Source organism: Escherichia sp. E4702 (assembly GCF_963883545.1).
Classification (GTDB): domain Bacteria; phylum Pseudomonadota; class Gammaproteobacteria; order Enterobacterales; family Enterobacteriaceae; genus Escherichia.
In genome coordinates, this window is sequence record NZ_CAWORF010000021.1 from 236,445 (window position 1) to 257,845 (window position 21,401).

17 protein-coding genes, 1 tRNA gene and 2 pseudogenes are annotated in these 21,401 nt (G+C 52.0%); 13 read left to right on the plus strand and 7 right to left on the minus strand.

Annotation, left to right across the window (positions count from 1 at the left end):
* Nucleotides 1-93: 93 nt before the first annotated feature.
* The 4 genes from cusA to cusC are packed head-to-tail and all read right to left on the minus strand — an operon-like array spanning nt 94 to nt 6,226.
* Nucleotides 94-3,237 (minus strand): Cu(+)/Ag(+) efflux RND transporter permease subunit CusA, encoded by a 3,144-nt coding sequence (cusA, locus tag AACU94_RS14600; protein WP_135489652.1) that lies wholly within the window; start codon nt 3,235-3,237, stop codon nt 94-96.
* Between the two features lie 11 nt (nt 3,238-3,248).
* Nucleotides 3,249-4,472 (minus strand): Cu(+)/Ag(+) efflux RND transporter periplasmic adaptor subunit CusB, encoded by a 1,224-nt coding sequence (gene cusB / locus AACU94_RS14605; protein WP_135489653.1) that lies wholly within the window; start codon nt 4,470-4,472, stop codon nt 3,249-3,251.
* Nucleotides 4,473-4,487: 15 nt separating this feature from the next.
* Nucleotides 4,488-4,820, minus strand: a complete 333-nt coding sequence (gene cusF / locus AACU94_RS14610) for a Cu(+)/Ag(+) efflux RND transporter periplasmic metallochaperone CusF (RefSeq protein ID WP_135489654.1) — start codon at nt 4,818-4,820, stop codon at nt 4,488-4,490.
* Between the two features lie 26 nt (nt 4,821-4,846).
* Nucleotides 4,847-6,226, minus strand: a complete 1,380-nt coding sequence (gene cusC, locus AACU94_RS14615; protein ID WP_135489655.1) for a Cu(+)/Ag(+) efflux RND transporter outer membrane channel CusC — start codon at nt 6,224-6,226, stop codon at nt 4,847-4,849.
* A gap of 156 nt (nt 6,227-6,382) precedes the next feature.
* Here cusC and cusR point away from each other — a divergent pair, with 156 nt between their 5' ends.
* The 7 genes and pseudogenes from cusR (at nt 6,383) to AACU94_RS14650 (ending at nt 15,648) form a co-directional block, all read left to right on the plus strand.
* Nucleotides 6,383-7,066, plus strand: coding sequence for a copper response regulator transcription factor CusR (cusR, locus tag AACU94_RS14620; RefSeq protein ID WP_000770953.1), 684 nt, complete (start codon nt 6,383-6,385; stop codon nt 7,064-7,066).
* Complete coding sequence (gene cusS, locus AACU94_RS14625; RefSeq protein WP_135489656.1) at nt 7,056-8,498, plus strand: Cu(+)/Ag(+) sensor histidine kinase CusS; 1,443 nt, start codon at nt 7,056-7,058, stop codon at nt 8,496-8,498. Before cusR ends, cusS begins: the two co-directional genes overlap by 11 nt.
* Before the next feature lie 149 nt (nt 8,499-8,647).
* Nucleotides 8,648-10,884: pseudogene (gene nfrB / locus AACU94_RS14630) on the plus strand (cyclic di-3',5'-guanylate-activated glycosyltransferase NfrB).
* Nucleotides 10,871-13,843, plus strand: a complete 2,973-nt coding sequence (gene nfrA, locus AACU94_RS14635; protein ID WP_135489657.1) for a bacteriophage adsorption protein NfrA — start codon at nt 10,871-10,873, stop codon at nt 13,841-13,843. Before nfrB ends, nfrA begins: the two are co-directional and overlap by 14 nt.
* Nucleotides 13,844-14,734, plus strand: a complete 891-nt coding sequence (locus AACU94_RS14640) for a DUF4434 family protein (protein ID WP_135489658.1) — start codon at nt 13,844-13,846, stop codon at nt 14,732-14,734. It begins immediately after the preceding gene.
* 235 nt (nt 14,735-14,969) lie between these two features.
* Nucleotides 14,970-15,314, plus strand: coding sequence for a hypothetical protein (locus AACU94_RS14645; RefSeq protein ID WP_240726481.1), 345 nt, complete (start codon nt 14,970-14,972; stop codon nt 15,312-15,314).
* Between the two features lie 43 nt (nt 15,315-15,357).
* Nucleotides 15,358-15,648, plus strand: coding sequence for a hypothetical protein (locus tag AACU94_RS14650; RefSeq protein ID WP_240726483.1), 291 nt, complete (start codon nt 15,358-15,360; stop codon nt 15,646-15,648).
* Nucleotides 15,649-15,751: 103 nt separating this feature from the next.
* Here the strand turns inward: AACU94_RS14650 and emrE are convergent, their stop codons facing one another.
* Nucleotides 15,752-16,084, minus strand: a complete 333-nt coding sequence (gene emrE, locus AACU94_RS14655; protein ID WP_001070440.1) for a multidrug efflux SMR transporter EmrE — start codon at nt 16,082-16,084, stop codon at nt 15,752-15,754.
* 94 nt (nt 16,085-16,178) lie between these two features.
* On the opposite strand from emrE, the pseudogene AACU94_RS14660 reads away from it, so the two are divergent.
* Nucleotides 16,179-16,348, plus strand: a pseudogene (locus AACU94_RS14660) (integrase); the annotation flags it as partial.
* 15 nt (nt 16,349-16,363) lie between these two features.
* On the opposite strand, the gene AACU94_RS14665 reads toward AACU94_RS14660, so the two are convergent.
* A tRNA-Arg gene (locus AACU94_RS14665) sits at nt 16,364-16,440 on the minus strand.
* Nucleotides 16,441-16,813: 373 nt separating this feature from the next.
* Between AACU94_RS14665 and folD the strand changes: the two genes are divergently transcribed.
* From folD to AACU94_RS14680, 3 genes are all read left to right on the plus strand, one after another.
* Nucleotides 16,814-17,680 (plus strand): bifunctional methylenetetrahydrofolate dehydrogenase/methenyltetrahydrofolate cyclohydrolase FolD, encoded by an 867-nt coding sequence (gene folD, locus AACU94_RS14670; RefSeq protein WP_064529024.1) that lies wholly within the window; start codon nt 16,814-16,816, stop codon nt 17,678-17,680.
* Between the two features lies 1 nt (nt 17,681).
* The gene (gene ybcJ, locus AACU94_RS14675; RefSeq protein WP_130206373.1) at nt 17,682-17,894 is read left to right on the plus strand and encodes a ribosome-associated protein YbcJ; all 213 of its coding nucleotides are present in this window, start codon (nt 17,682-17,684) and stop codon (nt 17,892-17,894) included.
* A gap of 107 nt (nt 17,895-18,001) precedes the next feature.
* On the plus strand, nt 18,002-18,523 hold the full coding sequence (locus AACU94_RS14680; RefSeq protein ID WP_112036600.1) for a metal-dependent hydrolase: 522 nt from the start codon (nt 18,002-18,004) through the stop codon (nt 18,521-18,523).
* A gap of 35 nt (nt 18,524-18,558) precedes the next feature.
* On the opposite strand, the gene cysS is transcribed toward AACU94_RS14680, so the two are convergent.
* Complete coding sequence (cysS, locus tag AACU94_RS14685) at nt 18,559-19,944, minus strand: cysteine--tRNA ligase (protein WP_000912345.1); 1,386 nt, start codon at nt 19,942-19,944, stop codon at nt 18,559-18,561.
* A gap of 173 nt (nt 19,945-20,117) precedes the next feature.
* Between cysS and ppiB the strand changes: the two genes are divergently transcribed.
* Together ppiB and lpxH are read left to right on the plus strand one after the other, a co-directional pair.
* Nucleotides 20,118-20,612, plus strand: a complete 495-nt coding sequence (gene ppiB, locus AACU94_RS14690) for a peptidylprolyl isomerase B (protein WP_000256002.1) — start codon at nt 20,118-20,120, stop codon at nt 20,610-20,612.
* Between the two features lie 2 nt (nt 20,613-20,614).
* Nucleotides 20,615-21,337: a UDP-2,3-diacylglucosamine diphosphatase gene (gene lpxH, locus AACU94_RS14695; RefSeq protein ID WP_135489659.1), complete on the plus strand. Its 723-nt coding sequence runs from the start codon at nt 20,615-20,617 to the stop codon at nt 21,335-21,337.
* The last annotated feature ends 64 nt before the right edge of the window (nt 21,338-21,401 follow it).

Below are 21,401 nucleotides of genomic sequence, written 5' to 3' on the forward strand. Positions count from 1 at the left end.
CCTGTGTGTCTTTTTTGTTGAGGGGCACCTTTTAACATTTAGTGCCCATCGTCGCAAGACACAATCCACACGGTTAAACGGGGTATCCTGCTTTTATTTCCGTACCCGATGTCGGTGCAGCCACATCAGCTTATACGCTGCCGGGATAATAAACAGCGACAGCAAAGGTGCGGTGATCATGCCGCCAATCATCGGCGCGGCGATGCGACTCATCACCTCTGAACCTGCTCCCGTTCCCCACAGAATCGGCAGCAGACCAGCGATAATCACCGCCACCGTCATCGCTTTCGGGCGCACGCGCAGGACCGCGCCGTGATATAACGCTTCATCCAGCTTCTGCTCGCTGAATGTTTGCGGATTATTCAACGACGGCTCGGCCTCTATGGCGTGACGTAAATACATCAGCATCACCACGCCAAATTCGGCGGCGACCCCGGCAAGGGCAATAAAACCAGTGCCCGTCGCCACGGAAAGATGAAAGCCCATCCACCACAGCAACCAGATGCCGCCCACCAGCGCAAACGGTACGCTGCTGATAATCAGCAACGCTTCGCCCACCCGACGGAACGCCAGATACAACAACACGAAGATGATCATCAGCGTCATCGGCACCATGAGTTTCAGCTTATGGTTGGCGCGCTCCAGTAGCTCGAACTGCCCGGAGAATGCCACGCTGGTGCCCGGTTTTAACTGCACTTTCTCGGCAATCGCTTTTTGCAGATCGTGAACCACCGACACCATGTCACGATCGCGGGCGTCAATATAAATCCAGCTTGTCGGGCGCGCACTCTCGGTTTTCAGCATCGACGGTCCGGTAGAGACCTTAACGTCGGCCACGTCTGCCAGGGTGATTTGCTGCTTCATCGGCGTCAGGATCGGCAACTGGCGCAGCGCCTGCGGACTATCGCGCCAGCTTTGCGGATAACGCAGATTAATTGGATAACGGGCAATCCCTTCCACCGTTTCGCCAACCATCGCCCCGCCCACCGCAGATGTCACAAACAATTGCACATCCGCCACCGTCATACCGTAACGCGCGGCTTTTTCACGGTTAATCTCAACGTTGATATAGCGCCCACCTTCCAGACGCTCGGCAAGCGCAGAAGCCACGCCTGGCACCGTTCGCGCCACTTCTTCAATTTGCTCCGCCATCGCGTCGATATCCGCCAGCACAGTGCCGGAAACTTTAATGCCGATGGGGCTTTTAATGCCAGTTGAGAGCATATCGATACGGTTACGAATTGGCGGCACCCACAGATTCGCCAGCCCCGGCAGACGCACGGTGTTATCCAGTTCTTCAATGATTTTGTCCATCGTCATGCCAGGCCGCCACTGATCCTGCGGCTTAAGCTGGATGGTCGTTTCTACCATCTCCAGCGGAGCAGAATCGGTGGCGGTTTCCGCTTTCCCGGTTTTGCCAAATACCCGCGCCACTTCAGGTACGCTCATAATCAGCTTGTCGGTTTTTTGCAGCATACTCGCCGCCTCTGCTGCGGAAATCCCCGGCAGCGTCGATGGCATATACAACAAGTCGCCTTCATTGATCTGCGGTAAAAATTCCCCGCCAACTTTATTAAGCGGCCAGAGAACCGTCAGCACCGAAAGCGCCGCCACCAGCAGCGTGGTTTTCGGCCAGTGCAGTACTTTCAGCAACAGCGGATGATAAATACGAATCAAAAAGCGATTGAGCGGGTTACTGCTTTCCGGCGGAATTTTGCCACGGATCCAGTAGCCCATCAGGATCGGGATCACTACGATCGCCAGCAGCGCCGCGCCCGCCATCGCATAAGTTTTGGTGAACGCCAGCGGGCCAAACAGACGCCCTTCCTGCCCTTCCAGGGTGAAGCTCGGGATAAACGACAACGTGATAATCAGCAGACTGATAAACAGCGCCGGACCCACTTCAACAGATGCATCGGTGATCACCTGCCAGCGCGTTTTATTATCCAGCCTGGTGTCAGGATGCTGGTGCTGCCACTCTTCCAGCCGTTTATGCGCATTCTCGATCATGACGATGGCGGCATCGACCATCGCCCCGACGGCAATCGCAATGCCGCCCAGAGACATAATATTGGCGTTCAGTCCCTGAAAGTGCATGACAATGAAAGCAATACACAACCCCAGCGGCAACGAAATAATCGCCACCAGCGCCGAGCGCACATGCCAGAGAAACAGCGCGCAGACTACCGCCACCACAATAAACTCTTCCAGCAACTTGCCGCTGAGGTTGTCGATGGCGCGGTCAATGAGCTGGCTGCGATCGTATGTTGTCACTATCTCCACGCCTTCCGGCAGACTACTTGTCAGCGTTTCCAGTTTGTCCTTCACGGCGGCGATCACTTCACGGGCGTTTTTGCCGGAGCGCAGGATCACCACCCCGCCCGCCACTTCGCCTTCGCCATTCAGCTCGGCAATGCCCCGGCGCATTTCCGGGCCAATCTGGACCTTCGCAACATCACGCAGATAAACAGGCACGCCATTTTCACTGGCTTTTAAGACGATGTGATTAAAGTCGTCGAGCGTTTGCAGATAGCCGCTGGCGCGCACCATATATTCCGCTTCCGCCAGTTCGATCGACGAACCGCCCGCTTCCTGGTTTGAAGCATCCAGCGCGCTTTTTACTTCGGCGAGACTGATGCCATATTGCGCCAGGCGCTGGGGATCGATAACCACCTGATACTCTTTCACCACACCGCCCACCGACGCCACTTCCGCAACGTCAGGGATGGTTTTTAGCTCATATTTGAGAAACCAGTCCTGCAATGAGCGTAAATCGGCCAGATCGTGCTTACCGCTGCGATCCACCAGTGCATATTCATAGATCCAGCCAACACCCGTGGCATCTGGCCCCAGCTCGGCGCTGACTCCCGCAGGCAGCTTACCCTGTACCTGGTTGAGGTACTCCAGCACCCGCGAGCGCGCCCAGTACGGATCGGTGCCATCTTCGAAAATGACATACACATAAGAGTCGCCAAACTGCGAGAAACCGCGCACAGTCTTCGCGCCAGGCACCGACAACATGGTGGTGGTTAGCGGATAAGTCACCTGATTTTCAACGATTTGCGGTGCCTGACCGGGATAGCTGGTTTTAATAATCACCTGCACATCGGAGAGATCAGGCAGTGCATCCACTGGCGTGTTAATGATGGTCCAGGTGCCCCAGATGCTCAGAAACAACGCGCCCATCAGCACCAGAAAACGGTTCGCCACCGAGCGACGAATAATCCATTCAATCATTGGTTATTCCCTCAATGCGCATGGGTAGCACTTTCAGAGCGCATCCGCTCCAGTGCGCCAGAAATATTGGCTTCGGAATCAATCAGGAACAGGCCGCTGGAAACCACCTTTTCACCTTCCGCCAGACCAGAACGTAACGCGGTGACACCTTGCGATGCCTGGAAAACGGCAACGCGTTTCGGTACAAAGCGCCCGTCGGCATCAACGGTAATCACCCGCTGTTCGTTGCCGGTATCAATCAGCGCTTGTGACGGAATGAGCAGCATCGGTTCGCTGGCGGTATTGAGTTGCAACCAGGCGTTCATTCCCGGTTTTAGCGCCTCGTCGGCGTTGTCGACTTCCAGACGCAGCTGCAGCGTGCGGGTCGCGGCATCCACGCCGGGTAGCAGCGTCCATTTGCGGATGGTGAGTGTTTTATCAGGTCGTGCCGGAACGGTGAGCGTAAACTGCGAGGCATCTTTCACCAGCCAGGCGATAGACTCCGGGATCGCAGCAGTGACCCACACCGGGTCCATACCCTGAATTTTCGCGACCACGTTATCTTTGGCGATATTCATTCCCGCGCGCAGATCAAACGCGGTGATCACGCCATCAATGGGCGCTTTGAGCGTAAAGCGAGTCTGGATTTTTTGCGTGGCAATCAGGCGGCGAATATCCGCCTCCGGCATTCCCGCCAGTCTCAGCCGCTCAAGAATGCCTTCAGTCTGGGTCGCCGTACCGCCGGTTTCGCGCAGCAGTAAATACTCACTCTGCGCTTCCACCCAGTCGGGAATGGTCAGGTCGAGAAGCGGTGTGCCCTTTTGCACTTTATCGCCCACGGTAAGCGGATAAACCTTATCGATAAACCCGGCAGCGCGAGCCTGCACAATGGCATACTGATACTCGTTGTAACTGACATTCGCCGGAAAACTCTGGGCAAAAGTCAGCGGCCCGCGCGTGACGGTAGCCGTTTTCACCCCCAGATTCTGCGTCTGAGTCGGGTCAATGCGCACACCAGACGCAGAACTCTCTTCATCGGCATATTTCGGCACCAGATCCATATCCATAAACGGCGATTTACCTGGTTTATCGAACCGCGTATTGGGATACATCGGGTCGTACCAGAATAAGACTTTACGTTCTGCGGTCGGCGTTTTTTCTGCGGGCGGTTCAGCCTGTGCAAACCAGGTAAAACCTGCCGCAGAAATAATACCGCCCGCGATCATGCTGCCGATAATAAGCGCGATTTTTTTCATCTCATTAAACCTGGGTTACTGGCTGACTTTAATATCCTGTAATAAAGAAAGGTTGCCCTGCTGGACAAAATTAAACGCCACTTTGTCGCCGGTTTTAATTTCGCTCATTTTCGTCTGCGGGGTGATGGTAAAGCGCATGGTCATCTCCGGCCAGTTCACGGCAGCAATAGCATCGTGATGGATGGTGATTTTTTTGCTTTCCAGATCAATGCCTTTTACCACGCCGGTGGCGCTAATGACCTGTGGTTGTGCTTCGCTCATGGTTTCATGATGATGTTCGTTAGCCTGGGCATTAAAGCCAATAACGGCAAACAGACTGAACATTGCGACTTGCAGTGCTTTTTTCATTTATTCTCTCCTGGAGTTAAAAATTACTACTGCCAACCGCCACCAAGTGCGGTATATAAAGAAATTTCATTAACCTGACGGGTATAATTCAGGTCAAGTAAAGTTTGTCGGGTTGCAAATAAAGAACGCTCGGCATCCAGCACTTCCAGATAACTTACCGCGCCGTGCTGATATAATGCCCGCGCCCGCTGCAAAGTAATTTGCAGCGACGCCAGATAACGCTGCTGGGCGCTGATTTGATCATTCAGGCTTTGACGTAATGCCAGCGCATCTGCCACTTCTTTAAAGGCGTTCTGGATTTTCTGTTCATAATTCACCACCGACTGCTGCTGGCGAATTTCGGCGATATCCAGATTGGCCTGGTTGCGTCCGGCATTAAAAATGGGGATCTCAATTTTAGGAATAAAATTCCACATCCCGCTGCTGGCGTTAAATAATGACGACAGATCGCTGCTGGCGGTTGATATTCCGCTGGTCAGGCTTATAGATGGGAAAAATGCCGCACGCGCAGCACCAATATTGGCATTAGCCGCCATTAACGCGTGTTCAGCTTCCATAATATCCGGGCGCTGCAATAAGATTTGCGACGACAAGCCCGCCGGTAATTTAACGCTTTGCAGGCTGTCGCTGTTTACTGTCTGCGCTTGCGGCAGCTTGCCGTAGCTTCCCAATAACAGTTGCAATGCATTATTCGCCTGCGCCAGTTCCCCCTGACGTTTAGCGATGTCGCTGCGGGTACTTTCTATCACTCCTCGAGCCTGTTCCAGCGCCAGAACATTGCTGCTACCGGTCAACAGTTGTTTTTCGACAAACGCATATGACTGCTGATAATTACGCAGCGTTTCTTCGGCTATTTGCAATTGCGCATAAGCCAGCTGTTGATTGAAATAGCTTTGCGCGACATTAGAAACCAGCAGAATATGCACCGCGCGCTGAGCTTCCTCAGTGGCTAAATAATTTTGTCGCTCGGCTTCGCTCATATTCTTTAAGCGACCGAAAAAATCGAGGTCAAAGCTGGCGTTAAGGCCAGTCGAGAACTCCCGCGTCGTGGCTGAATCGCCTTTAAGATTGCCGCTCCAGCTGCCGCTGCCCTCGCCATTGAGCTGTGGGTAGCGGTCGGCATCGGTCAGACGATATTGCGCCCGTGCCTCCTGCACTTTCAGCGTCGCCATGCGCAAATCCCGGTTATTCACCAGCGCCTCGCTAATCAGCGTCTTCACCTGATTATCAACAAAAAAGGTGCGCCAGCCCGCGTTCTGGTAGTTATCTGCTGCGTTAACCAGGCCGTTCTGGTTGAGTGAGAACTGCTGCGGCACGGGCATTGCCGGGCGCTGATAATCCGGTGCCAGTGAACAACCGGTTAGCGCAAGGGCCACACAAAATGGCAGAAGTTTACAAGGAGACATAGGCGCATAATTTCTGGTGATTTTATGCCGCCAACTTTACTCGCCAGGCTCTGATTTTCCGGTGACAGGAAAATGACAAAATTGTCATTTTGCCAATAAGCGATTGCCATCTGATCCCGCTACTCTAGAATTGCCCGGGCAACATGCGGAGGAAATATGAAACTGTTGATTGTCGAAGATGAAAAGAAAACCGGAGAATACTTGACCAAAGGGTTAACCGAAGCCGGTTTTGTGGTCGATTTGGCCGACAACGGGCTGAATGGCTACCATCTGGCGATGACCGGTGATTATGACCTGATAATCCTCGATATTATGCTGCCGGACGTGAACGGCTGGGATATCGTGCGCATGTTGCGTTCCGCCAATAAGGGGATGCCGATTCTGTTGCTTACCGCGCTTGGCACCATTGAACATCGCGTCAAGGGGCTGGAGTTGGGGGCGGATGACTATCTGGTGAAGCCGTTCGCGTTTGCTGAACTGCTGGCGCGGGTGCGCACTCTACTGCGGCGCGGGGCGGCGGTAATTATCGAAAGTCAGTTTCAGGTTGCCGACCTGATGGTCGATCTCGTCAGCCGCAAAGTCACCCGCAGCGGCACGCGCATCACTTTGACCAGTAAAGAGTTTACTCTGCTGGAGTTTTTCCTTCGCCATCAGGGCGAAGTGCTGCCCCGCTCGCTTATCGCCTCGCAGGTGTGGGACATGAATTTTGACAGCGATACCAACGCCATTGATGTGGCGGTGAAGCGGCTGCGCGGCAAAATCGACAACGACTTTGAGCCAAAGCTGATTCAGACCGTGCGCGGCGTGGGTTACATGCTAGAGGTGCCGGATGGTCAGTAAGCCATTTCAGCGCCCGTTTTCGCTGGCAACACGCCTGACCTTTTTTATCAGCCTGGCCACCATCGCGGCGTTTTTCGCCTTTGCCTGGATCATGATCCACTCGGTAAAAGTGCATTTTGCCGAGCAGGATATTAATGATTTAAAAGAGATTAGCGCCACGCTCAAGCGCGTTCTTAATCACCCTGACGAGACACAAGCCCGACGCTTAATGACGCTGGAAGATATCGTCAGTGGTTATTCCAATGTGTTGATTTCCCTGGCAGATAGCCATGGTAAAACGGTGTATCACTCCCCTGGTGCGCCGGATATCCGCGAGTTTACGCGTGACGCCATACCCGATAAAGACGCGCAGGGCGGCGAGGTGTATCTCCTTTCCGGCCCGACGATTATGATGCCAGGCCACGGTCACGGGCATATGGAACACAGCAACTGGCGGATGATTAACTTGCCGGTTGGCCCGTTGGTGGACGGCAAACCGATTTATACGCTCTACATCGCGCTTTCGATCGATTTTCATCTTCATTACATAAATGATTTGATGAATAAACTTATTATGACCGCATCGATCATCAGCATCCTGATCGTCTTTATCGTGCTGTTGGCGGTACATAAAGGTCACGCGCCGATCCGCAGCGTCAGCCGTCAAATCCAGAATATCACCTCGAAAGATCTCGACGTTCGCCTCGACCCGCAGACCGTGCCGATTGAGCTGGAACAGTTGGTATTGTCGTTCAACCATATGATTGAGCGCATTGAGGATGTCTTTACCCGCCAGTCCAATTTCTCAGCGGATATCGCTCACGAAATTCGCACGCCGATTACTAATCTCATTACGCAAACGGAAATCGCCCTCAGCCAGTCGCGCAGCCAGAAAGAGCTGGAAGATGTGCTCTACTCTAATCTCGAAGAGCTGACGCGAATGGCGAAAATGGTCAGCGATATGCTGTTTCTCGCCCAGGCCGATAACAACCAGTTAATTCCCGAAAAGAAAATGCTCAACCTGGCGGATGAAGTCGGCAAAGTGTTCGATTTTTTCGAGGCGTTAGCGGAAGATCGCGGCGTGGAGCTGCGGTTTGTTGGCGACAAGTGTCAGGTTGCGGGCGATCCGCTGATGCTGCGTCGGGCGTTAAGCAACCTGCTTTCTAACGCCCTGCGTTATACGCCCGCCGGGGAGGCAATTGTAGTGCGCTGCCAGACGGTCGATCGCCAGGTGCAAGTTATCGTCGAAAACCCCGGTACGCCCATTGCGCCCGAACACTTACCGAGATTGTTTGACCGTTTCTACCGCGTTGACCCTTCCCGCCAGCGAAAAGGTGAAGGTAGCGGCATTGGTCTCGCGATAGTGAAATCGATTGTTGTCGCGCATAAAGGCACGGTTGCAGTAACGTCAGATGCGCGGGGGACAAGGTTTGTTATCACATTACCCGCTTAATCATTCAGCAAATGGCAGCTTTTATAACCAGTGTAAAAATAACGTGCCGCAATAATCCTACCTATTAATGATAAAAAGCTGTCACGATTCATAAAAAACCTTAATATACGCCACCCTAAACATAACCAGCGTTAATGTAAGGTTTTTGTGTGGACTGGCTTCTTGATGTTTTTGCTACCTGGCTCTACGGCTTAAAAGTAATCGCGATAACGTTAGCGGTCATTATGTTCATCAGCGGGCTGGACGATTTTTTCATTGATGTCGTCTACTGGGTACGCCGCATTAAGCGCAAGTTGAGTGTTTATCGCCGCTACCCGCGAATGAGTTACCGCGAACTGTATAAACCAGATGAAAAACCGTTAGCGATTATGGTTCCGGCGTGGAATGAGACTGGCGTCATCGGCAATATGGCCGAACTGGCGGCAACCACGCTCGACTACGAAAACTATCATATCTTTGTTGGCACTTACCCCAACGACCCCGATACTCAGCGTGATGTTGACGAAGTGTGCGCTCGCTTCCCGAACGTGCACAAGGTGGTCTGCGCACGTCCAGGCCCCACCAGTAAAGCAGACTGTCTGAACAATGTGCTGGATGCCATTACCCAGTTTGAACGTAGCGCCAATTTCGCCTTTGCTGGTTTTATCCTGCATGATGCTGAAGACGTGATTTCGCCAATGGAATTGCGACTGTTCAATTATCTGGTTGAGCGTAAAGATCTGATTCAGATCCCGGTGTATCCGTTCGAACGCGAATGGACGCACTTCACCAGCATGACCTATATCGATGAGTTTTCAGAACTGCATGGCAAAGATGTTCCGGTGCGTGAAGCTCTCGCCGGACAGGTGCCTAGCGCAGGCGTCGGTACCTGCTTCAGCCGCCGCGCCGTGACCGCGCTGTTAGCCGACGGTGACGGTATCGCTTTCGACGTGCAGAGTCTTACTGAAGATTACGACATTGGTTTCCGCCTGAAAGAGAAAGGTATGACGGAAATTTTTGTCCGTTTTCCGGTGGTGGACGAAGCCAAAGAACGCGAGCAGCGTAAATTTTTACAGCACGCGCGGACATCAAACATGATCTGCGTGCGCGAATATTTCCCCGATACCTTTTCGACTGCGGTTCGGCAAAAGTCTCGTTGGATCATCGGCATTGTTTTCCAGGGTTTTAAACCCACAAATGGACCTCCAGCCTGACGCTGAACTACTTTCTCTGGCGCGACCGCAAAGGGGCAATCAGTAACTTTGTCAGCTTCCTCGCGATGCTGGTAATGATCCAGCTTTTGCTGTTGCTGGCGTATGAAAGCTTGTGGCCTGATGCCTGGCATTTCCTTTCTATCTTCAGCGGCAGTGCATGGTTTATGACCCTGCTGTGGCTAAACTTTGGCTTGATGGTTAACCGCATTGTGCAGCGGGTGATTTTTGTCACCGGCTACTACGGTTTGACACAGGGCCTGCTTTCCATCCTGCGTCTGTTCTGGGGCAACCTGATTAACTTCATGGCCAACTGGCGAGCGTTAAAACAGGTACTTCAACACGGCGATCCACGTCGCGTCGCGTGGGATAAAACAACGCATGACTTCCCCAGCGTGACTGGCGATACCCGTTCGTTGCGCCCGTTAGGTCAAATTCTGCTGGAAAATCAGGTCATCACCGAAGAGCAACTCGATACAGCACTGCGTAATCGTGTCGAAGGTTTACGTCTCGGCGGTTCGATGCTAATGCAAGGATTGATCAGCGCCGAACAACTGGCGCAAGCGCTGGCTGAACAAAACGGCGTGGCGTGGGAATCCATCGATGCCTGGCAGATCCCTTCTTCGCTGATTGCCGCGATGCCGGCCTCCGTGGCTCTGCATTATGCAGTGCTGCCGCTGCGTCTGGAAAATGATGAATTAATTGTCGGCAGTGAAGATGGCATTGACCCGGTTTCTCTGGCGGCGCTGGCGCGTAAGGTCGGACGAAAAGTACGTTACGTCATTGTTCTGCGTGGACAAATTGTCACCGGATTACGTCACTGGTATGCACGTCGGCGCGGTCACGATCCACGGGCAATGTTGTACAATGCGGTTCAGCATCAGTGGCTCACGGAACAGCAGGCCGGTGAAATCTGGCGGCAATATGTGCCGCATCAGTTCCTGTTCGCCGAAATACTGACCACGCTCGGTCATATTAATCGTTCAGCAATTAACGTGTTGTTATTGCGCCATGAACGCAGCTCTCTGCCGCTCGGCAAGTTTTTGGTCACCGAAGGCGTTATCAGCCAGGAAACGCTGGATCGCGTACTGTCAATTCAACGCGAATTACAAGTTTCGATGCAATCATTATTACTCAAAGCAGGTTTAACCACCGAACAGGTTGCGCAACTGGAGTCCGAAAATGAAGGAGAATAACCTTAATCGCGTCATCGGATGGTCTGGTTTACTGCTGACGTCTTTATTGAGTACCAGCGCACTCGCAGACAATATCGGCACCAGCGCAAAAGAGCTGGGGCTGAGCGACTATCGCCATTTTGTTATTTATCCCCGTCTCGATAAGGCGCTGAAGGCACAGAAAAATAACGACGAAGCAACCGCCATCCGCGAATTTGAATATATATACCAGCAGGTGCCGGATAATATTCCGCTGACGTTATATCTGGCGGAAGCTTATCGCCATTTTGGTCATGATGACCGCGCGCGATTATTGCTTGAGGATCAACTGAAACGTCACCCAGGAGATGCCCGACTTGCGCGCAGTCTGGCAGCTATTCCGGTTGAAGTGAAAAGCGTCACGACTGTTGAAGAGCTGCTTGCCCAGCAAAAAGCGTGCGATGCTGCGCCGACCCTGCGTTGCCGCAGTGAAGTTGGGCAGAATGCGCTGCGGCTGGCGCAGTTGCCTGTCGCCAGATCGCAACTGGACGATGCAAAGTTTGCCGCGTCGCCGGAAGGGAGAACGTTGCGGACCGATCTGCTGCAACGAGCAATCTACCTGAAACAATGGTCGCAGGCAGATACGCTATACAATGAAGCACGCCAGCAGAATACATTAAGCGCGGCAGAGCGCCGTCAGTGGTTTGACGTGCTTCTTGCCGGGCAGCTGGATGATCGGATCCTTGCTCTGCAATCAGTGGGGATCTTCACCGATCCACAGTCGTACATTACTTACGCGACTGCGCTGGCTTATCGTGGCGAAAAAGCACGCCTCCAGCGTTATCTCGCTGAAAATACGCCGCTATTTACCACGGACACACAAGAGAAAAGCTGGCTCTATCTGTTATCGAAATACAGCGCCAACCCCATTCAGGCGTTGGCGAATTATACGGTAGAGTTTGCCGATAACCGCCAGTATGTTGTTGGCGTAACGCTACCGGTGCTGTTAAAAGAAGGTCAGTACGACGCGGCGCAAAGACTGCTCGCTACCCTCCCCGCCGATGAAATGCTTGAAGAGCGTTATGCCGTTAGCGTAGCGACCCGTAACAAGGCTGAAGCCCTGCGTCTGGCACGATTGTTGTATCAGCGAGAACCGGCAAATCTTACGCGTCTGGATCAACTGACCTGGCAACTGATGCAGAACGAGCAGTCACGCGAAGCTGCCGATTTATTATTGCAACGCTATCCTTTCCAGGGTGATGCGACCGTCAGCCATACTTTAATGGCGCGACTAGCGTCTCTGTTGGATCGTCATCCTTACCTGGCGACACCTGCAAAAGTGGCGATTTTATCGAAACCCTTGCCGCTGGCGGCGCAACGTCAGTGGCAAAGTCAGTTGCCGGGTATTGCAGATAATTGCCCAGCAATCGTTCGTTTGCTTGGGGATATGTCACCTTCTTACGATGCTGCCGCCTGGAACCGCCTGGCGAAGTGTTATCGGGAAACACTCCCCGGCGTGGCGTTATATGCATGGCTTCAGGCGGAAAAAAGGCAACCGAACGCCTGGCAACATCGCGCCGTGGCTTATCAGGCTTACCAGGTGGAAGATTACAGCACCGCCCTGGCAGCCTGGGAGAAAATCAGCCTTCACGAAATGAGCAATGAAGATCTACTTGCTGCCGCCAATACCGCTCAGGCGGCAGGAAATGGCGCGGCTCGCGATCGCTGGCTTCAACAGGCAGAACAACGTGGGCTGGGAAACAATGCCCAATACTGGTGGCTGCATGCGCAACGTTATATCCCAGCTCAGCCAGAACTCGCACTGAACGATCTCACTCGCTCAATCAATATTGCGCCTTCTGCCAACGCTTACGTCGCGCGGGCAACGATTTATCGGCAACGTCATAATGTCCCGGCCGCGGTGAGTGATTTGCGCGCCGCGCTTGAACTGGAGCCCAATAACAGCAACACCCAGGCGGCGCTCGGCTACGCCCTGTGGGATAGCGGTGATATCGCGCAGTCGCGGGAAATGCTGGAACAGGCGCATAAAGGGCTACCGGACGATCCGGCACTGATCCGACAACTGGCCTACGTGAATCAACGTCTGGATGATATGCCTGTGACGCAGCACTACGCCCGGCTGGTGATTGATGACATTGATAATCAGGCGCTGATTACACCGCTAACGCCGGAACAAAATCAACAACGCTTTAATTTCCGTCGTTTGCATGAGGATACCGGTCGCCGCTGGAGTTTTAATTTTGATTCCTCCATCGGGTTACGCTCAGGGGCAATGAGCTCGGCAAGCAATAATGTCGGCGGTTCGGCGCCAGGGAAAAGCTATCGTAGCTACGGGCAACTGGAAGCTGAGTACCGCATCGGGCGCAATATGCTGCTGGAAGGCGACCTGCTCTCGGTTTATAGCCGCGTCTTTGCCGATACCGGAGAAAACGGAGTGATGATGCCGGTGAAAAATCCGATGTCCGGCACCGGATTGCGCTGGAAGCCGCTGCGCGATCAGATCTTTTTCCTCGCCGTTGAACAGCAGTTCCCACTAAACGGGCAAAATGGCGCCTCCGACACCATGCTGCGTGCCAGCGCCTCGTTCTTTAACGGCGGAAAATACAGCGATGAGTGGCACCCGAACGGTTCTGGCTGGTTTGCGCAAAACCTGTATCTCGATGCGGCGCAATATTTTCGTCAGGATATTCAGGCGTGGACGGCAGATTATCGAGTGAGCTGGCACCAGAAGGTAGCGAACGGGCAGACTATTGAACCTTACGCTCACGTACAAGGTAACGGCTATCGGGATAAAGGTACTCAGGGCGCGCAGGTGGGCGGCGTCGGCGTTCGCTGGAACATCTGGACCGGCGAGACGCACTACGACGCCTGGCCGCACAAAGTCAGTCTCGGCGTCGAATATCAACATACCTTTAAGGCGATTAATCAACGTACAGGGGAGCGCAACAACGCGTTTCTCACCATTGGAGTGCACTGGTAAATGCGTAAGTTAATTTTCGTATTGCTGACACTTTTGTTGGTCAGTCCTTTTTCCTTTGCGATGAAAGGTATTATCTGGCAGCCACAAAACCGCGATAGTCAGGTCACCGACGCCCAGTGGCGTGGGCTGATGAGTCAGTTGCATTTGCAAGGATTCGACACCCTGATTATGCAATGGACCCGTTACGGCGATGCGTTCACCCAGCCAGAACAGCGGGCATTATTGTTTAAGCGTGCCGCAGCTGCGCAACAAGCTGGCCTGAAGCTGATTGTTGGTTTGCATGCCGATCCGGAATTTTTTCTGCATCAGAAGCAGTCGTCCGCGGCGCTGGAGAGCTATCTTAATCGCCTGCTGGTCGCCGATCTCCAGCAGGCCAGATTATGGAGCGCCGCACCCGGCGTTACGCCGGATGGCTGGTATATCAGCGCAGAAATTGACGACCTGAACTGGCGCAGCGAAGCCGCTCGCCAGCCATTGCTGAAGTGGTTAAACAACTCACAACGGCTGATCAGTGATGTTTCGGCAAAACCGGTTTATATCAGTAGCTTTTTCGCCGGAAACATGTCGCCCGATGGCTATCGGCAACTGCTGGAACAAGTGAAATCTACTGGCATCCACGTCTGGGTTCAGGATGGTAGCGGCGTCGATAAACTTACTGCCGAACAGCGTGAGCGTTATCTGCAGGCCAGTGCCGATTGCCAAACGTTCTCCCCCGCCAGCGGCGTTGTTTATGAACTGTTTGTCGCCGGTAAAGGTAAAACCTTTGAAGCAAAACCAAAACCGGATGCAGAAATTGCTTCGCTGTTAGCGAAACGTTCCTCCTGCGGCAAAGACACGCTCTATTTCTCCCTGCGCTATTTGCCTGTCGCTCACGGCATTCTTGAGTATTAATGATTTAAGGGAGCAACTTTGCTTGCTCCTTTCCTTTTCACTTTCCTGGTCAGAATCCTGTAAATATTAATTGGACACAAATAATCGGTGTAGCCACTACTCAGAGGCATTATATAATCATATTCATGCCACCATATAACTATTAAATAAGAACAATTATTCATCAGTTGCATTAATATCAGCTTATTCCTTTACACAGGAATAAAACCTTTTATTTAATAAACAAAGAGAGTTAATGATGAGTAAAATTACAGGCGTTTTAGTTGACAACCATATCTATGATATTAAAAATGATATGAAGAATGGTTACCATTTTCCTAACTGCTTGTTTCCAGGCGCCACCTTCAAGATGGTTATTGATAATGACCCGGTTAATAATGACAAGGTAAAATGGAGCTGTAGCACTGATGCAGACAATGATGTTCTGGCGGTCAGTCAGGATGGCACAGTAACTTTTCCTGACGTTGACGAAAAGTGTATTGGGAAGATTTTTGCTATTTTCGCCACTGATAAATCAACGAACAAATCTGCCGGTATTTATATTTTTACTGTGAGACGTTTTTTTCAAATACAGCATTGAAACTTATAAGTCAGTTAAAGATATTTTACCGTGGATTGAAAAAATGAGCGGAGAATTTCCTGAAGCGCATGATATTGATAGTTACGATTATAATGATCATAATTCAGGACATATTATCAAGCGAGAAGTTAACGCAGGACTTTACCAGGAATGGGGCAATGTAGCTAATAGTGGATGGAACACAAATAGTGAGGGTGCAGGTATTTGTAGAATTTACGCTTTGAATAAAGAAAGTAATACTTATTATTGGCTGGAAAATGAAGGGGTCAGACAGGAATTGAGCGGGGGTTTCCCCGCTCAGGCAGTTGCATCCTACGGTGAATCCATCGACTGATTGTGTTTTTTGTCCACTATCATTTGCATTATTGTAGCGTAAAAAAGCAGCCCGTATAAACATACGGGCTGATGCATTTTATTAAACTCGAACGAAACTATTTTTAATGTGGTGCACTTCGTGACAACAAATTAATCACCAACACTCCGGCACAAATCAACATCATGCCGATAATGGCTGGCAGATCCAACCGTTGGCCGAAAAATCCCCAGGAAAGTAAACTAATCAGGACGATACCGACTCCTGACCAGATAGCATAAGCAATCCCTGTAGGAATATAAGCCAGCGTCTGAGCTAATAACCAGAATGATGCACAGTAACAAATAATTGTACCAACAGAGGGCCATAACCGTGTAAAACCCTCTGAAAACTTCATTAAGGTTGTACCAATAACCTCTGCAAGTATTGCACCACCAAGATAAATATAAGGGTTCATAGCCTATTCTTTCCTGTTAATACCGAAGAGAATTGTACTACAGTTTGAACCTAACTCATCAGTTTCCTCCTGGTGCATTCATTGATGTTTTTCATCAGTGCTTCAGGAAATGGGCGGATGAGAATCCATAGAAATGGTGCGTAGATATGCTCACCTTGCGCCGAATCATTTGACGGAGCACGCGAGGAAAACAGACGACATTTTGGTAATGACGCCTCAAAGATGTTCCATTTCTGAAATTATGGGGAAATAAAGAAGGCGTAACTGATTGAATTGTAATGGCGCGCCCTGCAGGATTCGAACCTGCGGCCCACGACTTAGAAGGTCGTTGCTCTATCCAACTGAGCTAAGGGCGCATTACACCGCGAGATGCTGTAATCGCGTGAATTATACGGTCAACCCTTGCTGAGTCAATGGCTTTTGAACCGGTTGCTGAACAAGTGTACGGCGGTGTCTATTTATCTCACCATGAAAGCAAGGAAACACATATCCGCCCCCAGTCTGGAACAGGTAAACCTGTTTTTCATTTATAAAGAGTACTATTTTCTTACGTTACGAAAAATTGTGCGTTTATATGAGCCGGGTAACTATCAAACCAGCAACGCGCTGTTGCCCAAAAAAACAGCGGATTACAGATAGTCCAGAAAACGAAACCTGACAGCGCGCCCCGCTTCTGACAAAATAGGCGCATCCCCTTCGACCTACGTAACAGATGGAATCCTCTCTCTGATGGCAGCAAAGATTATAGATGGTAAAACGATTGCGCAGCAGGTGCGCTCTGAGGTTGCTCAAAAAGTTCAGGCGCGTATTGCGGCCGGACTGCGGGCGCCAGGACTGGCCGTTGTGCTGGTGGGTAGCAACCCTGCATCGCAAATTTATGTCGCAAGCAAACGCAAAGCTTGCGAAGAGGTGGGATTTATCTCCCGCTCATACGACCTTCCGGAAACCACCAGCGAAGCAGAGCTGCTGGAGCTTATCGATGTACTGAATGCCGACAACACCATCGATGGCATTCTGGTACAACTGCCATTACCGGCGGGTATTGATAACGTCAAAGTGCTGGAACGTATTCACCCGGACAAAGACGTGGACGGTTTCCATCCTTACAACGTCGGTCGTCTGTGCCAGCGTGCTCCGCGTCTGCGTCCTTGCACCCCGCGCGGTATCGTCACGCTGCTTGAGCGTTACAACATTGATACCTTCGGCCTCAACGCCGTGGTGATTGGCGCATCGAATATCGTTGGCCGCCCGATGAGCATGGAACTGTTGCTCGCAGGTTGCACCACCACCGTGACTCACCGCTTCACTAAAAATCTGCGTCATCATGTAGAAAACGCCGATCTGTTGATCGTTGCCGTCGGTAAGCCAGGCTTTATTCCTGGTGACTGGATCAAAGAAGGCGCAATTGTGATTGATGTCGGCATCAACCGTCTGGAAAATGGCAAAGTTGTGGGCGACGTCGTGTTTGAAGACGCGGCTAAACGCGCCTCATACATTACGCCTGTTCCGGGCGGCGTTGGCCCGATGACGGTTGCCACGCTGATTGAAAACACGCTACAGGCGTGCGTTGAATATCATGATCCACAGGGTGAGTAACATGGCGACATTTTCTTTAGGTAAACATCCGCACGTTGAGCTGTGCGACTTGCTGAAACTGGAAGGCTGGAGCGAAAGCGGCGCGCAGGCGAAAATCGCGATAGCCGAAGGCCAGGTAAAAGTTGACGGCGAAGTTGAAACGCGTAAACGCTGCAAAATCGTCGCCGGTCAGACAGTGAGTTTTGCAGGTCACAGCGTACAGGTTGTTGCCTGATCCCTTTCCCGGCCTGTATCAACAGGCCGGTTCTCTTTTCAGACTTTTGCCCTCTACGCCCCATTCATCCATGCTGATAGCATCGACATTTTGCCGAAGCGATCATCATGCCAACCGTTATTACGCACGCCGCCGTTCCCCTTTGCATTGGTTTAGGGTTGGGTTCGAAAGTCATCCCTCCGCGTCTGTTATTTGCCGGAATCGTCCTGGCGATGCTGCCTGATGCCGACGTATTGTCGTTTAAATTTGGCGTTGCTTACGGCAATGTTTTTGGTCATCGCGGGTTTACCCATTCGCTGGTGTTTGCGTTTGTTGTCCCGCTGTTATGTGTGCTGATTGGACGTCGATGGTTCAGGGCTGGGCTGATTCGCTGCTGGCTGTTTTTAACCGTCTCGTTGCTATCGCACAGCTTGCTGGATTCGGTAACCACTGGCGGTAAAGGTGTTGGCTGGCTGTGGCCGTGGTCAGATGAACGCTTTTTCGCTCCCTGGCAGGTGATTAAAGTCGCGCCGTTTGCGTTGTCGCGTTACACCACACCGTACGGGCATCAGGTGATAATTTCTGAATTGATGTGGGTATGGTTGCCGGGGATGGTGCTGATGGGAATGTTGTGGTGGCGCAGGCGATAACCGGATGCGAGAACTCGCATCCGGCAATAGAGCAATTACTTACGACGCCAGGTGGTCCCTTGCGGGCCATCTTCCAGCACGATCCCCATCTCGTTAAGACGGTCACGTGCCGCATCTGCCGCCGCCCAGTCTTTCGCTTTACGGGCATCCAGACGCTGTTGAATTAACGCTTCAATCTCAGCCACTTCACTGTCGTCTGCCTGCGCGCCGCTTTGCAGGAACGCTTCCGGTTCTTGCTCCAGCAGACCCAATACAGCGGAAAGTTTACGCAGGTGAGATGCCATTGCATTCGCCGCTGCCATATCTTCTGCTTTCAGACGGTTCACTTCACGTGCCATATCAAACAGCACGGAATAGGCTTCCGGGGTGTTGAAATCGTCGTCCATCGCTTCAATAAAGCGCGCTTCAAACGCTTCGCCACCGGCAGGAGCAACGGTTTTGTCTGTACCGCGCAGCGCAGTGTAGAGACGCTCCAGCGCCGCACGCGCCTGCTTCAGGTTCTCTTCGCTGTAGTTCAGCTGGCTGCGATAGTGGCCCGACATCAGGAAGTAACGCACGGTTTCCGCGTCGTAGTATTTCAGCACATCGCGCACAGTAAAGAAGTTACCCAGCGATTTGGACATCTTCTCGCGGTCAACCATCACCATCCCGGAGTGCATCCAGTAGTTCACATACTGACCATCATGCGCACAGGTGGACTGAGCGATTTCGTTCTCGTGGTGTGGAAACATCAGGTCAGAGCCGCCGCCGTGGATATCAAAGTGGTTACCCAGCTGTTTGCAGTTCATTGCTGAACACTCAATGTGCCAGCCTGGACGGCCCGCGCCCCACGGAGACGGCCAGCTCGGTTCGCCCTCTTTCGACATCTTCCACAGAACGAAGTCCATCGGGTTGCGTTTGTCGTCGACCACGTCAACGCGCGCGCCTGCCTGCAGCTGGTCGAGATCCTGACGCGACAGCACGCCATAAGTCGGATCGGTCGGGACGTCGAACATCACGTCGCCGTTGTCCGCCACATAAGCGTGACCTTTGGCGATCAGTTGTTCAGTGAGTTCAATAATTTCTGCGATATGGTGCGTCGCGCGCGGCTCCATATCCGGGCGTAGAATGTTCAAAGCATCAAAATCTTTGTGCATTTCGGCGATCATGCGATCCACCAGCGCTACAAAGCTTTCGCCATTTTCATTGGCGCGTTTGATGATTTTGTCGTCGATATCGGTAATGTTGCGCACATACTTCAGCTTATAGCCGAGGAAACGCAGATAGCGCGCAACCACGTCAAAAGCAACAAAGGTACGCCCGTGACCGATATGACAGAGATCGTAAACGGTGATTCCACACACGTACATGCCGACTTCCCCGGCGTGAATAGGCTTAAATTCCTCTTTTTGGCGTGTCAGAGTATTGAAGATTTTTAGCATCGAAGATTCCGTTTAGACATGTGTGGGTAATTGAGTTGCGTATAATACCCATATTTCCCGCGCGAATCAGCATACATTGCGAGATGATCCGATCGTGCGGTTATGCTATAACACCACCCTATATATGACCCGAACAGGGTTGAAGCACCAATCAAACGGAACAGGATGCAAAAATGGTTACTTTCCACACCAATCACGGCGATATTGTCATCAAAACTTTTGACGATAAAGCACCTGAAACAGTTAAAAACTTCCTGGACTACTGCCGCGAAGGTTTTTACAACAACACCATTTTCCACCGTGTTATCAACGGTTTTATGATTCAGGGCGGCGGTTTTGAACCGGGCATGAAACAAAAAGCCACCAAAGAACCGATCAAAAACGAAGCCAACAACGGTCTGAAAAACACTCGTGGTACGCTGGCAATGGCCCGTACTCAGGCTCCGCACTCTGCAACTGCCCAGTTCTTCATCAACGTGGTTGATAACGACTTCCTGAACTTCTCTGGCGAAAGCCTGCAAGGTTGGGGCTACTGCGTGTTTGCTGAAGTGGTTGAAGGCATGGACGTGGTAGACAAAATCAAAGGTGTTGCAACCGGTCGTAGCGGTATGCACCAGGACGTGCCAAAAGAAGACGTTATCATTGAAAGCGTGACCGTTAGCGAGTAATCGTGGCGACACTCTTTATTGCAGATCTTCATCTCTGCGTGGAAGAACCGGCGATCACCGCCGGTTTTCTGCGTTTTTTAGCGGGAGAAGCCCGCAACGCCGACGCGCTGTATATTCTTGGCGATCTGTTTGAAGCCTGGATTGGCGACGACGATCCCTGCCCGTTCCATCGCCAGATGGCCGCAGCGATCAAAGCGGTGTCCGATTCCGGCGTTCCCTGTTATTTCATTCATGGCAACCGTGATTTTCTGCTCGGCAAACGCTTTGCCCGTGAAAGCGGCATGACGTTATTGCCGGAAGAAAAGGTGCTCGAACTTTATGGTCGTCGGGTGCTGATTATGCATGGCGACACGCTGTGCACCGATGATGCGGGTTATCAGGCTTTCCGCGCCAAAGTCCACAAACCCTGGCTGCAAACGCTATTCCTCGCCCTGCCGTTGTTTGTGCGCAAACGTATTGCCGCGCGAATGCGCGCGAACAGTAAAGAAGCCAACAGCAGCAAATCGCTGGCGATCATGGACGTTAACCAAAACGCGGTGGTCAGTGCGATGGAAAAACATCAGGTGCAATGGCTGATCCACGGGCATACCCATCGCCCGGCGGTGCATGAACTTATCGCCAATCAGCAACCGGCTTTTCGCGTGGTACTGGGAGCCTGGCATACGGAAGGTTCGATGGTGAAAGTCACGGCGGATGACGTTGAGTTGATTCATTTTCCGTTTTAAATACCCGCGACTTTGCTGATTCCACAGCTACGCAACCGTTTTCCTTGCTCTCTTTCCGTGCTAT

Excerpts from the sequence above, each read along its gene's own strand:
- cusA (WP_135489652.1), bottom strand. The coding sequence starts at position 3,237 with ATGATTGAATGGATTATTCGTCGCTCGGTGGCGAACCGTTTTCTGGTG.
- cusB (WP_135489653.1), bottom strand. The coding sequence starts at position 4,472 with ATGAAAAAAATCGCGCTTATTATCGGCAGCATGATCGCGGGCGGTATT.
- cusF (WP_135489654.1), bottom strand. The coding sequence starts at position 4,820 with ATGAAAAAAGCACTGCAAGTCGCAATGTTCAGTCTGTTTGCCGTTATT.
- cusC (WP_135489655.1), bottom strand. The coding sequence starts at position 6,226 with ATGTCTCCTTGTAAACTTCTGCCATTTTGTGTGGCCCTTGCGCTAACC.
- cusR (WP_000770953.1), top strand. The coding sequence starts at position 6,383 with ATGAAACTGTTGATTGTCGAAGATGAAAAGAAAACCGGAGAATACTTG.
- cusS (WP_135489656.1), top strand. The coding sequence starts at position 7,056 with ATGGTCAGTAAGCCATTTCAGCGCCCGTTTTCGCTGGCAACACGCCTG.
- nfrA (WP_135489657.1), top strand. The coding sequence starts at position 10,871 with ATGAAGGAGAATAACCTTAATCGCGTCATCGGATGGTCTGGTTTACTG.
- AACU94_RS14640 (WP_135489658.1), top strand. The coding sequence starts at position 13,844 with ATGCGTAAGTTAATTTTCGTATTGCTGACACTTTTGTTGGTCAGTCCT.
- AACU94_RS14645 (WP_240726481.1), top strand. The coding sequence starts at position 14,970 with ATGATGAGTAAAATTACAGGCGTTTTAGTTGACAACCATATCTATGAT.
- AACU94_RS14650 (WP_240726483.1), top strand. The coding sequence starts at position 15,358 with ATGAGCGGAGAATTTCCTGAAGCGCATGATATTGATAGTTACGATTAT.
- emrE (WP_001070440.1), bottom strand. The coding sequence starts at position 16,084 with ATGAACCCTTATATTTATCTTGGTGGTGCAATACTTGCAGAGGTTATT.
- folD (WP_064529024.1), top strand. The coding sequence starts at position 16,814 with ATGGCAGCAAAGATTATAGATGGTAAAACGATTGCGCAGCAGGTGCGC.
- ybcJ (WP_130206373.1), top strand. The coding sequence starts at position 17,682 with ATGGCGACATTTTCTTTAGGTAAACATCCGCACGTTGAGCTGTGCGAC.
- AACU94_RS14680 (WP_112036600.1), top strand. The coding sequence starts at position 18,002 with ATGCCAACCGTTATTACGCACGCCGCCGTTCCCCTTTGCATTGGTTTA.
- cysS (WP_000912345.1), bottom strand. The coding sequence starts at position 19,944 with ATGCTAAAAATCTTCAATACTCTGACACGCCAAAAAGAGGAATTTAAG.
- ppiB (WP_000256002.1), top strand. The coding sequence starts at position 20,118 with ATGGTTACTTTCCACACCAATCACGGCGATATTGTCATCAAAACTTTT.